At 59.2% G+C, this 13,085-nt stretch carries 10 protein-coding genes; 9 read left to right on the top strand and 1 reads right to left on the bottom strand.

Annotated elements, in window-relative coordinates:
- Window positions 1-99: 99 nt before the first annotated feature.
- From KCG44_RS00735 to KCG44_RS00710, 6 genes are read left to right on the top strand one after another with little or no spacing between them, the layout of a single operon-like run.
- The gene (locus KCG44_RS00735) at window positions 100-693 is read left to right on the top strand and encodes a serine hydrolase domain-containing protein (protein WP_218443584.1); all 594 of its coding nucleotides are present in this window, start codon (window positions 100-102) and stop codon (window positions 691-693) included.
- A complete protein-coding gene (locus tag KCG44_RS00730; RefSeq protein ID WP_218443582.1) occupies window positions 694-1,794 on the top strand; it encodes a M55 family metallopeptidase in 1,101 nt (366 codons plus the stop codon). It begins immediately after the preceding gene.
- Window positions 1,795-1,825: 31 nt separating this feature from the next.
- A complete protein-coding gene (locus tag KCG44_RS00725; RefSeq protein WP_218443581.1) occupies window positions 1,826-2,824 on the top strand; it encodes an ornithine cyclodeaminase family protein in 999 nt (332 codons plus the stop codon).
- Window positions 2,825-2,850: 26 nt separating this feature from the next.
- Window positions 2,851-3,945 carry a class A beta-lactamase gene (gene bla, locus KCG44_RS00720; RefSeq protein ID WP_218443580.1) on the top strand — a complete coding sequence of 365 codons (1,095 nt, stop codon included), beginning with the start codon at window positions 2,851-2,853 and terminating at the stop codon, window positions 3,943-3,945.
- Between the two features lie 14 nt (window positions 3,946-3,959).
- Entirely contained in the window at window positions 3,960-4,967 is a 1,008-nt protein-coding gene (locus tag KCG44_RS00715; RefSeq protein ID WP_218443578.1) for a threonine ammonia-lyase, read from the top strand.
- A 46-nt stretch (window positions 4,968-5,013) separates the two neighbouring features.
- Window positions 5,014-6,585: an amidohydrolase family protein gene (locus KCG44_RS00710; RefSeq protein ID WP_218443576.1), complete on the top strand. Its 1,572-nt coding sequence runs from the start codon at window positions 5,014-5,016 to the stop codon at window positions 6,583-6,585.
- A 4-nt stretch (window positions 6,586-6,589) separates the two neighbouring features.
- Here KCG44_RS00710 and KCG44_RS00705 read toward each other — a convergent pair whose 3' ends face one another.
- Window positions 6,590-7,675, bottom strand: a complete 1,086-nt coding sequence (locus KCG44_RS00705) for a YkvI family membrane protein (RefSeq protein WP_218443575.1) — start codon at window positions 7,673-7,675, stop codon at window positions 6,590-6,592.
- 480 nt (window positions 7,676-8,155) lie between these two features.
- Here KCG44_RS00705 and KCG44_RS00700 point away from each other — a divergent pair, with 480 nt between their 5' ends.
- From KCG44_RS00700 to KCG44_RS00690, 3 genes are all read left to right on the top strand, one after another.
- Window positions 8,156-9,358 (top strand): carbohydrate porin, encoded by a 1,203-nt coding sequence (locus tag KCG44_RS00700; protein WP_255536239.1) that lies wholly within the window; start codon window positions 8,156-8,158, stop codon window positions 9,356-9,358.
- A 48-nt stretch (window positions 9,359-9,406) separates the two neighbouring features.
- Entirely contained in the window at window positions 9,407-10,819 is a 1,413-nt protein-coding gene (locus KCG44_RS00695) for a P1 family peptidase (RefSeq protein WP_218443573.1), read from the top strand.
- A 114-nt stretch (window positions 10,820-10,933) separates the two neighbouring features.
- Window positions 10,934-13,072, top strand: coding sequence for a TonB-dependent receptor (locus tag KCG44_RS00690; protein WP_218443572.1), 2,139 nt, complete (start codon window positions 10,934-10,936; stop codon window positions 13,070-13,072).
- Window positions 13,073-13,085 lie beyond the last annotated feature (13 nt).

Raw genomic sequence — 13,085 nt, 5'->3', positions numbered from 1 at the left:
GAATCCTCTCGGCACGGCCGGGGAATGGGAAAATAACCTGCGTTTCGGAAGGCAGAGTCGCGGGACTGGGATCACTTGGGATTGGGGCAGGAAACCTTCATGTCGAGATGGCTGCTGACACTCGTTTGCGTTCTTGCGGTGATACCTTGCGGCGTGCGCGCCGGGGAACCCAGTCTGGCGGACGCCATCTCCGTACAATTCTTAGGTGATGCACAATCTGCTGTCGATTCCAATGACCTGCCCCGGTTGAGCGCGGTGGTCGAGAAGGACGGCGAGATCGTCTGGGCCGGCGAGTTTCGGCAATCCTCTGTACTGGAAAGGATGTGGCGGTCGCAATTCGCCAGTACGGGACCACGCACGATCGGCGTAGGATTCGGTCTCGGCAACCGGCATGGCGAACGTGCGGTGTTTCATGGCGGCGCAACATATGGGCAGGCTTCCGAGTCGATTTATCTCCCCGATCGACGTCTCGGCGTGATTCTGGCGACCAATATGGGCACTGCAAACGGTGTCCTCGAGCATTTGGGCAAGCGCATTCTCGATCAGTTTGTTTCCGGCGCGGCCACCGTTCGTTTCTCCCCGGATTTCGATGCGGTCCCGCATCGGGGTAGCGCCGTGGATCTGACCCCGCAACGGCTCGCAAGTGATGAAGCAATCCAGAACGACGATTTCGAGAGTTTGGATTGGCGATAGATGGCCTGGATCGTATCCCGCTATACCTGTCTGATCGCCGTGCTGGGCTGCTTTGCCTGTGCGGTCCCCAAGAGTGACCCCTGGATAGTCGAAGCCAATCGAGCGACCGGCGACGGGGATATCCGTATCCTCTTACTACACGATATGGAGGGTCTTTCGGGACAAACCAATCCGCTCACCTTCCGCTATGGCACGAAGGAATACGCGCAAGGGCAGGAAAGGCTGATCGCAGACGTCAATGCAGTCGTCGCCGGATTGTTCGATGGCGGTGCGGATGTTGTCGACATCGCTGATGCGCATGGGAGCGGCAATCCACAGCCCGACCTGTTGCTGGACAGGCTGGACCCACGCGCGCGGCACATCATGCTCGATCATCCGTTCAATCCCTATACCGAATTCGCCCGCCCCGGAGCCTATGACGGTGTCGCGGTTGTCGGCATGCATGCAAAATCCGGCAGCGGTGGCTTTGCCGCGCACACATGGTCGATCGGCATTCGCATCCATGTTGGCGACCGGTCCCTCACCGAGGCCGAGCTCGTCGCATTGTCCTTTGGCGATGTCGGCATTCCATTGATCTTTGCCTCGGGAGACGACCGGCTCGCTCGGGATATCGCGCACCTTGACTGGGTCGAATATGTGACAACCAAACACTCAAACAACGCGTGGTCCGCTCGCGCGCTGCCCCTGGATGGGGTCGAGCGCGACTTGCGTCAGAGCGCTGCCGAGGCGGTGCGCAATCGCCTACAGGCAAAAGTGATCAAGCTCGATTGGCCTGTCGATGCGAAAATCGAGGCGGTCTCCCCTTCCGACCTGTCTTTTCTGAATGTCCTGCAAGGCGTCGGTTACCAGGACGGCGGGATTAGCTTCGATGCCGAAAATCCCGATGACTTTTTCGATCACACAACGAAGATAATCGGTTTGGCGAATATCGGGCTGAACCGACATGCCGTGCAAGCCACGCAGCAGCTTTCCCCATTGGAACAGGCAATGGTCAACCAGGGATTCCGCGTGAGCGACGTGCTCTGGCTCAACGCAGAATCCGGCATCCTGCGAAAAGCCGCCCCGACGACAAGGCAACAAAACTATGGTGGTGCGCAATGAAACCGGCCGCCAAGCGATCAGGAGTTGGGCCATGAGCCGACACAAGGAAAACGAAGCGCGATCATCTATCCCATATCTCGGGCAGGATGTTGTCGAACGGCTGCTGAGCGAAAAGCTGGCCTTTGATCTGGTGAGCGAGGTGATGCAGCGGGTTGCCGAGGGCACCACGCGGCAATCGCTGCGTATCCTGCTGCCATTGGCCGAGCCGCGGCTGTTCGGCTGCATGCCCGGTGCACTGGCGGCGGATGGACCGTTTGGTGCCAAGGTCCTGAGCGTCGATCCGCGTTTCGCGCTTGCGGGCGCGTCTTCTCATCAAGGCGTTGTCATGCTGTTCGATCCCGATAGCGGCCTGCTCGTCTCGCTGGTCGATGCCGCTGAGATCACCAAGCGGCGCACGGCGGCAGCCAGCGCGGTCGCCACCGAAGCGCTGGCCCGGCCCGACGCCAACCGCTTGGCCATCCTCGGCACCGGGGAACAGGCGGAATCCCATATCAGGGCGATCACCGACGCGCGATCGATTACGTCGGTGACAATCTGGGGGCGCAGCCGCGAAAAAGCGGAACGCATGGCGAAAGAGCTGGGCGACGAACTCGGACGGACGATCGGGGTTGCCGGTTCTGCGCAGGAGGCCGCCCGGCGCGCCGACATCATCTGCACTGTCAGCGGTGCCAGCGATCCGATCCTGTGCAGGGACTGGGTCGAACCCGGCACTCACATCAATGCCGTCGGATCGAGCCACGAGCGCGCTTCGGAAATCGAGGAAACCCTGGTCGCGTCGGTTCGGTATTTTTGCGATTCACGCCAGGGTGCACTGGCCCAAGGCGGCGAGTTCATTCGTACAAACAAGCTGGGTCTGATCGGCGAGGATCACATACTGGCCGAGATCGGCGACGTGCTGTCCGGCAAGGCGCCTGGACGCCGGTCGGCAGATGAAATCACCCTCTACAAGTCGCTGGGCCATATCGCTCAGGATCTGGCCTGTGGCTGGCGCCTTCACCAGATCGCCACGACCGCCGAGCCGTCGATGTGAAGAACCCTATCTATTGGAGCAGGCTTATGTTTTTTAAAGACAAATATTTCGTGGCGGCTCTCGGCTTGGCGATGATAACCAGCCCCGCCGCTCTTGATGATGCATCGGCTCGATCGGGGGCTTCGGCAACCGCGCAGGCACCCGCGAAGATGGCGCTCGAAATGGAGATTGAGAGAATTGCGCGCAGGAATGAAGGCAATGTCGGCGTCGCGGTCCGGCATCTCGAAACGGGCCGTTCGGTTTCCATCAATAACGGCGAACTCTATTTCATGGCCAGCACATATAAGATTCCGATTGCCGTGCAGGCGTTGCGGCGCGTGGAGGCCGGGGAGTTGTCGCTCGACCAGCTGATTGGGATCCGCGGCGACGAATATGTCAAATGGAGCATTGTCGAGGAACGGCTCAGTCGCGGCCCGGCGGCCTTGTCACTGTCGAACATCATCGAACTAACCATGGTTCTCAGCGACAACACCGCAACCGACGTCCTCATGCGCGCAGCGGGCGGTGCCAGTGCGGTGACCGCCATGGTTCGGGGCGCTGCGATCAATGACCTGACCGTATCACGCACCACCAAGCAATTGCTGGTCGAATTTGCAGATTATCCACCCCTGACCAGGCTCGTTCGCGACGAAGGGCTCTCCTTCGCCGCCGCCTGGGATCGGATGACCCCCGAAGACGAAGGACGCGCGGAGGCGCTAATGGCGGAACGCTATGCGGACGATAAATATGTCGGGGACTTTCTCGCCGATCCGCGCGACAAGGCGTCGCCCGATGCCATGCTGAATTTTCTGGAACAGTTGTGGCGTGGTGACTTGCTCAACGCCGAACACACGCAGTTGATGAAAGACATCATGGCGCGCTGCGAAACCGGCAAGAACCGCATCGAAGGGAAATTGCCCGCCGGAACGCGCGTGATGCACAAGACCGGCACGCTCGATGGCCCGACCGGCGTCACCAACAATGCGGGCGTTATCGAGCTACCCGGCGGGCGCGGCAATCTGGCCGTCGTAATTTACGTGCGCAACGGCAATTCGGAGATTGCCGCCAATGAAGAGATTATCGCCGACATAGCGCAGATGGCATATAATTACTTCGTGCTGACAACACCGGCGGCAGACTGAGGCGACGTGGTGGAATGACATCGGTCACTGCGCCCCTATTACTTCCAACGCTCTCGGCAATTCGCGCGGCGCAGGACCGGCTCGCGCCCTACATCCTGCGCACTCCGCTGATCGATGTGACGGATCTTCTGGGGCCGTATTTCGGTGCGGGGACGCGCATCGCCTTCAAGCTCGAACTGATGCAGCATACCGGGTCGTTCAAGCTGCGCGGGGCGCTCAACAGCGCCCTCAATGCCGGTGGCGCTTCGGTGGAACGGGGATTGTGTACGGTCAGTTCGGGCAATCACGGTATCGCTGTGGCGCATTGCGCGAAGCTGCTCGGACTGCCTGCGAAAATCGTCATTGTTCGCGGGGCAAATGCCGCTTGCGTCGACGCGGCACGGGTTCGCGGCGCGAAGGTGGAGGTCGCTGAAGATGTGGCGAGTGCTTTTGAGATGGGGGAGCGACTGGCAGACGAAGGCTGGACCTTCATCCACCCCTGGGAAGGGGAGAATACCACAATCGGCGCAGCGACCACCGGGATGGAAATCGCCGAGCAAATGCCCGATATCGACACAGCGATCGTCGCCATCGGTGGAGGCGGATTATGTACGGGCCTCGCCGCGTCGCTCAAGCAACTGGATGATCGCATTGAGCTGCTTGCGGTGGAACCCGAAGGAGCCGCCACTATGGCCGCATCGATCGCCGCCGGCATGCCTGTCTCACTGGCGAAAGTTGAGACGATAGCCGGTTGTCTCGCTCCGCATTTTACCCTGCCTTACAGTTTTGGGATCTGTGCTGCGATGATCGACGAGCTTGTAACGATCACCGATGCCGAAATGCGCGGCGCAATGGCCGTGCTGCTTGAACGGTTCAAGCTGCTGGTCGAGCCCGGCGGTGCCGCCGCGCTGGCTGGCGCACTTTGTCCCTTTCACGACAGGCTGGCCGGGCGGTCTACATGTATCATGATATGCGGCGCGAACATTGCGCCTCAGGAATTTGACAATGTCATGGCCGCTGGCCCGGCAGCCCGCTTCATATGACTACGTGGATTGGCGCGCGACAGGCGCAATAAGGGAGAATGATCGAATGACCAGGCCCATATTCTTGGCAGGTCTCGCCTGTGTGATGGCCGCGATGTTCACGGATCGGCTGGCAGCGCAGGAACCAGCCTCGCCCATATATTATGACCTGGTCATTACCGGCGGGCGCGTGATCGACCCTGAAACGGGGCTCGATGCGACGCGAAGCATAGCGGTCGATGGCGGCGTGATTGCTGCGATCACCACGAAATCGATCAAGGGCAAGGTGAACATCGATGCGCGCGATATGGTGGTCGCGCCGGGTTTCATCGATCTCCACGCCCATGGTCAGAGCATTCCCGCCGGCCGGATGAAGGCCCTGGACGGCGTTACGACCATGCTTGAGCTTGAGGCGGGAACTTTGCCAGTCGATGCGTTCTACGACCGCTCTTCGCGTGAGGGACGCCCGATACATTATGGCGCGTCGGCGAGTTGGGCGAACGCACGCATCGCCGCAGTGCTGGGAGAGCCGGAACAACAGGATGATGCATGGTACGAGCGTAAGTTCGCAGAGCCGGACTGGCAAAAGCCGGAGCTCGAACCGGAAGAATCCGAAACCATGTTCAGGCTGATCGAGACCGGGCTGGATCAGGGCGCGATCGGGATCGGTGTCCTGCTGGGTTACGCGCCGCAATCGCGGCGCGAAGAATATCTGGCCCTCGCACGGCGTGCCGCATCGCGTAACGTCCCTTTATTCACGCATTCACGCTTCGCCTCGGCCATAGAGCCCGGCAGCGCCGTCGAAGCGGTCCAGGAACTGATCGCGGTTTCCGCCGCGACGGGCGCGCATACCCATATCTGCCATCTGAACAGCACGAGCCTGCGTCGCATAGAGGAAATCGCCGCTATGCTCCGCGGCGCTCAGAGTCGCGGCGTTCCGATCTCGGTCGAAGCCTATCCCTATGGGGCCGGATCGACGGCAATCGGCGCCGCCCTTTTTCAGGGCGAGGGATGGAGCGAGCGGCTCGGTGGCATTGGTCCGGACGATTTTACTGCAAATGGTGAACGTCTGAACCGCGAGGAGTTCGACCGCCTGCAGGCCGAAGCACCCGACACGCCGGTGGTGGTCCATTTGCTGACACCCCAAGACTCCGAAAGGGACCGCGCTTTTCTTGATATGTCCGTATTGTTTCCTGGTGGAGCCATCGCCTCGGATGGCGATTTCTGGCGCATCGGCGCAGTCCGCCTGGACAGGGATAGCTGGCCGGTTCCTGCCAATGCTGAATCGCATCCTCGAAGCGCTGGCACCTTCGCGCGGTTTCTGAAAACCTATGTCAGGGATCGCGGCGCCATCGCGCTGATCGATGCGATCGAAAAGATCACGCTCGTCCCCGCGCGCATCGTAGAGGCCGCCGCCCCTGTCATGTCGCGCAAGGGGCGCATCCAGGTCGGGGCGGACGCAGATATCGTCATCTTCGATCTGGATAGGGTCGAAGACAGGGCGACTTATGAAAAACCCGCGCAGACCTCCGCCGGTTTCCGCCATGTCATCGTCGCAGGCGTTCCCGTCGTGCGAGACGGGCGACTTGACGTTGATGTCCTGCCCGGCCGGCCGATCCGGAACTTCGCGAGGGAATGAACCGTCACGCACTTCTACGCGTAATGCGATACAGCCCGAGGGTCATGATCGGGATAATGTAAACCAAAATGAAGGCGTACGTCAGCAGGCCGTAGCCCTTGGACACCAGTTCGATCAGGCCCACCTTTGTGGCCAGAAAAACAGAGACCACCAGCAATATCAGGGCGACGGCAGGGCGGATCAGACGGGATAGCTCGACCCCGCGCTCTTTCGCATTGATCGCGATCCGTTCGTTCACCGCATGGATGAGCCCGCTGCCCGTTTCCACGAAAGTCCCGTACAGCATGATCTTGAAAATGATGCTCAGCCAGATGACGCCGAGCGCGCCCAGCATATAGGTCGCCGGAACAGGTGCGTCGGCGATCTCGGGGTAATATGCGGACATGCCCAGATAGAAGAATATCGCAGGCACAATCGCAATTACCCCCGCAAAGAGGCCGCTCAAAACAGCCTGACGACGGGTTTCGAGGTGGGTGACCACGAAGAGCACTGCCGGGATCACTGCCAGATTATATCCGGCGTAGCGCACCCCGTCGATAATCCAGCCATTGCTGACCGGTGCCTGCGCCAGATTCTCCGCGATTGTGCCTCCGACCCGCGTCAGAACAATGGTGAGAAACACCGCATAGACAGCGTATAGCAATAGCGACCAGACGGACAGAAATCCCTCGATTGCCTTCGAACCGTAGAAAACGAGAATAATCACGGAGGCGAGCAACAATATGGTGCCGCCGATTTTGGGCACGCCGAAGGCTTCGGAAAAAAGCTCTCCCGATGCTGCCCCGACAACCGAAAGCGCGATGATGATCTCAAGAATGAAGATGATCTCGAACAGGACCCAGAACCGGCCGAGCAGGTTTTTGAAGAATGTCCGGTAATCATAGCTGCCGGTCTGGCGTGCAAATTCGAATGTTACCGCCAGAACTACGCCCCACACAGCCATCGCCACAACCATACCAAGCAGGCCGCCCATGGGGCCGTGGGGGAGGAAAAACTCCGCCAGTTCCCGTCCGGTGCCATACCCGCCGCCGATCACGACCGACTGGAAGATGAAGCCCGCCAGAAGGTAACGCTGAAAGACTTTCCCCATATTCTCCTCCATCGATCTCTTGTCTTTTCCCAACCCGGATCGGCAGGTGTGGGCCGACGATAAAGGAGCCCGGCGAGCTAAATGCCCGTTTGTCCGCCGCTATAAGGTTCAATCCACCACATGCGCGTCGTCCAGATCTGAAACGGCCTGCAGATTGAAACCGAAAGCACCCACCAAGGTGCCAAATTGTCACCACAAATTGCACAGTCGTCAGCATATCCTACCGATCAGACAGGCTAGGTTCCGCTACATATTCGCGGGGACCCATCTGTTTGCCCTCGCAATATGGGGGGAGGGTCAATTGCCAATCACTGCCTGTGCGGCCATCCATGCCTGTACAATCATCCGCGGGCCATTCGACTGTGGCCGGTTACGCCGGGCGAACATACCGGCGCTGTGCAAGGCGGCCCCGGCTGCGGAAACAAAATTCATCCCGGTCAGGCGAGACCGAATGCGCGTTCATCTGATCTCTTCATTCTGATGAACGAAACGCGCTTTCCCGCCCCCCTCAGGCCCATTCTGGTTGCAAAAATCGCGGTTTCCCTGGCGATGACGGCAATCACAGCGCCCGCTGCCTGGGGACGGGAGCAGGCACAGGAAGAGGACATATCCGTTCAGCCAGAGGCGCGTGATGACGTCGCCGCGCACCCGGTTCAGGTTGAATTCTCCTACACCGCTGACGTCTGGTATAATTTCGGCGGCGCGCGGGATGGTTCGCGTTACCTTGATAATGTGGACGTGACCTTCGACGTCGATTTCGAACAGGCATTTGGCTGGGAGGGCATGAGAGGCTTTCTCTATGTCCTCTATAATAACGGCAAATCACTGAGCGAGTTGACCGGTGACGCCATGGTGGTCAGCAATATCGAGACGGGGGTAAGGGCACTCCGCCTCTACGAAGCGTGGGTAGAACGGGACATTTCCGCAACCGCGAATATTCGCGTCGGGCTTTACGACCTGAATTCCGAATTTGACGCGCTGGAACATGCGGACATCTTCATGGGGAGCGCGCATGGCGTGGGCATGGATATCGCCCAGACAGGGGAAAATGGCCCCTCGATTTTTCCCGTCACCAGTCTGGCGGCGCGCCTTTCCATCGATGTCGGCGATGATCTGACAATTCGCATGGCCGCGCTTGATGCGATACCCGGCGATCCCTCTCATCCCGCCCGCACTGCCATTAAGATCAACGACGGCGCTTTGGTGATCGGCGAAGCTGACTGGACGCCGGGACCCGTACGGATCCTTGCCGGTGCCTGGCGATATACGCTCGAATTTGAACGCCTGGGCCAGCCTGGCGACGGCCGCAGCCAGGGCGTCTATATAAGAGGCGAAACCTGCCTCCTTCAGTCCGAAGACTGCACCCTTGGTGTTTTCGCGCGCGCAGGAATGGCATCCGGCCGGGTCAATCCGTTCGATGTGTTCCTGTCCGCGGGGGCGACCTACCGACATGGCGATGATCTGAAATTCGGGATCGCCGCCGCACATGCGCGGGCCTCGAAAGGCGCGCGCTTACAATCGACCTCCGCTGGCTCGGAAACCGTTTTCGAAACCACCATCGCGCACCAGCTTAGCGATTGGATCAGCATCCAGCCCAATGTGCAATGGGTTCTCAATCCGGGCGCGAACGATGATTTTAAGGACGCCGTGGTTGTCGGAATGCGTGTTGGCGTCTCTTATTGATCCATGCGGGAAAGCCGGGCGAATGCATAAATGAAGGAAATTCACGTCATGAACAAAGACATTTGGCGTAAGATTGCGACCGCGATCGCAGGCACCGCGCTGATTGCATTCGGACATGTCCCCGTGGCGGCACAGAGTGATGGAGCAACGCCGCAATCCGCTCTGGAACTCACGATCAATGACGGTTTCGAAGGCAAGGACGCTTTCCATTTCGACTGGCCAGAGATCAGGGTCGGCACCGGTCAATATGAAGCCGGTCCGACCGGGGCGACAGTGATCCATTTTCCCAAAAGGGCGCATGTTGCGATGGACGCGCGCGGGGGCGGACCCGGAACGATCAATTCCGATTATATCGCTTTGGGTTATCCCGCCGCGGAACTTGACGCGATCGTTCTGGCAGGCGGCACATTCTACGGCCTGGAAACGGCGACCGCGGTCAATACGGCGTTGATTGATGATCGGAAACGATCCGGGCGCTGGGACAATATTGGCGTTGTCATGGGCTCGATCATTTATGATATGGGCGGGCGCCGCCTGAATGAAATTTACCCGGACAAGCGTCTGGCGCAGGCGGCCTTGCGCGCCGCAAAGCCCGGCATTTTCCCGCGCGGTGCCTATGGTGCCGGACGATCTGCCATTGCGGGCGGCATGTTCGGCTGCAACACCAATTCCGGGCAGGGGGCCGCTTTTCGTCAAATCGGGGACATCAAAATCGCGGCCTTCACCGTGGTCAATGCGCTGGGCGTCATCACCAGCCGGGATGGGAAGGTTCTGGGCTGTTACAAGAATCCCGGCTGGCCAGAAGAACTTACGCCGCAACATCTGCTCGGTGCCAGCCCGGCCAGCATGGACGGTGACTGGAACGGGACCGACATGGCGGCGGCTGAAAAGCGCAATACGACGATCAGCGTGATCGTCACCAATCGCGCGATGAACCCGGCCGAGCTCAAGCGATTGGCGGTGCAGGTTCACACGTCCATGGCGCGCGCCATCCAGCCCTTCGCGACCGAATATGACGGCGATGTGCTATACGCCGTCTCCACCGGCGAGATCGAAAGCGGACCCGGCACAGGTCTGGTCACAGCCGAAATCGGGACGATTGCCGGCGAAGTCATGTGGGATGCGATCCTGTCGGCTGTCCCCGAACAATCGCGGCATCTGACGCCGCAAAACGAGCCGAAATTGACGAACGACGAGATCAGGACCGCAATTGGCGCCTATCGGTTTGGCACCGATCATTCCCTGCGCGTCTGGCACGATGGCGGTCAGATCTACGCGCAATCCCGGGGCCCACATCCCGTCTTTGCAATTGCGGCAGATACGCCGACCCAATTGCTCAGTGTTGGCAAAGGGCTATTCACCGTGCCCGGCCGTTACCCGTTTGCCATTCAATTCTCCAAGGATCAGGCGGTGATCAATCCCGGACGGTGGGCGCAGATCGGGAAACGAACCGGCGGGTAGGGCGGGTCATGGTGACAATGTCGCACCGCACTCCCTTGCATTTCGCATCTCGCAGCGGAAGTTTGGTCAGCGCTAGACTATCCCTCAAATAAATCCATCTTGGGAGGGTATAGGATGAAGAAAGCCTGGTTACTTTGCACGGCGATATCAGTAATGGCGTTCGCTGCGCCAGTTGCTGCACAATCAACGGGTGCACCAGCTTCGGATGACATCGATGACGCTGAAGCCGGAACAGACGTCATCGTCGTGACGGCCGCCAAGCGCGTGCAGGATGTTATCGACGTTCCGATCGCAATCGCGACCATTTCCGGCGACGAGCTCGAACAGCGTGGTATCGGCACGGTCTCGGATCTGCAATTTGCGGTTCCCGGTATGACCATGCGCGAGGACGGCCCAGGCAGCAACACCATCTTCCTGCGCGGTATTGTGAACCAATATGGCAATGGCGCGGTCGTCGGTCAGTATCTTGACGAGCTGCCCATGACGCTCACTGCGTTTGACCAGCTTGACGTTCGCGCGCACGATCTTGAGCGCGTCGAAGTGCTCAAGGGGCCGCAAGGCACATTATATGGCCAGGGTTCGGTTGCCGGAACCGTTCGCTACATCACGAAAAAGCCGGTCCTGGATGCTTTCGAAGGAAGCCTCGCTGCCACGCTGTCCGCCGTTGATGGCGGTGATATCGGTTGGGGCTTTGAAAATGTCATGAACCTGCCGATTGTCGAGGACAAGTTGGGACTTCGGATCGCCAGCCGGGTCGAAGGCGGCGGTGGTTGGCAGGACCAGCCCGCGGCAGGCATCAAAAACGGCAATGATCAGAAACTCGTCAACATCCGGGCAAAGGCACTATGGCGTGCCACGGACAGGCTCGACGTGGAAGTCATGTATATTTTCCACCGGAACAAAGTCGAGTTGGGCCTCGGATATGAGAATCCCGATCGCACGGTCTTTGTCGCTGGCGATCCGTCAACGGTTCTGGTTCCGAAAATTCAGGAAAACCATATCGGCAATTTGACGCTGACCGCCGATCTGGGCTTTGCGACGCTGACCAGCGCGACGTCCTATATCGACAATGATCATCAATACCCGTTCGCCTATCAGTGCGGGCTGGACACAAACTGCGATCCCTTCGAAGGGAATGACGACCGTTTCGATACTGGCAGCCTGTTCACTCAGGAAGTCCGCCTGGCAACGCAGGACAGCGGTCCGCTTCAGTGGACAGTCGGCTTTTTCTACGCTGACCTGAAAGACAATCTGATCGCCGACTATCGGACGTTCGATGCCTCGTCGGAGACGCCGTTCGTCTCGATCTTCACTGATCGGTTCGTTTCCGAAGCCAGTTCGGAATCCTACGCCCTCTTTGGTGATGTGTCATATCAGCTTACCGACCGTCTTCAGGTCGGTGTTGGCGGCCGGTACTTCCACGACAAGCAGAAAACCGCCAGTACGGATTTCTTCTTTCTGGTGCCCGACCTGACGGAGCAGTCAGGCTCGTTTGAGGACTTCAGTCCCCGCGGCTATGTGAAGTATGACATCTCCGATACGGTGAATTTTTACGCGTCGGTGGGTTCTGGTTTCCGGAGTGGCGGCTTCAATTCACCTGGCGATCCGCCTTATGAGCCGGAAAACGTGCTGACGTACGAGGCAGGCATCAAGGGCCGGTCCGCGGATGGAGGCATAACGTTCGAGCTGGCCGGTTTCTTCAATGATTATTCCGACATGCTGCGCAGAGGGCTTGTCTTCAATGGCCTCAATTTCACATCACAGCTCAGCAATATCGGTGATGTCGAAATTATCGGGCTTGAGGGCGGAATTTCCGTCGAGGCCGCCCAAGGGCTGACCCTGTCGGCGACGGGCGCCTGGATAGATACGGAAGTCAAAGCCATCGACGCGGCCGACGCGACAAACCTGCCGGGCGACGCGCTTGATTATGTTCCCGAGATAAGCTTCTCGATCAGCGGGCATTATGAATTCGACTGGAGTGCCGATATGCCGGGTTTCGCCCGCATCGATTATTCCTACCGGGACAAGGTCAGCTATATCGACCGGACAACATTCGATGTTTTTCCGCAATTCTCGGATAGTATCGGCCTCCTGAATGCACGGATCGGCGTGGAGGTCAGCGATGTGTCCGTCGAATTGTTTGCGACGAATATCACGAATGAAAACAAATGGCTTGACCCATATCACCAATGGCGAAACGCGAACCGTACGCGCCCGCGTACCGTTGGTGTCAAAGTCGGGATGGATTTCTAGTCCAGACAACGCC

Origin of the sequence: Pacificimonas pallii, from assembly GCF_019204005.1 — a bacterium.
Taxonomy (GTDB): Bacteria; Pseudomonadota; Alphaproteobacteria; order Sphingomonadales; family Sphingomonadaceae; genus Pacificimonas; species Pacificimonas pallii.
The sequence above is the reverse complement of the archived record's forward strand: the minus strand, read 5'-3'. Positions and strand labels throughout refer to the sequence as shown.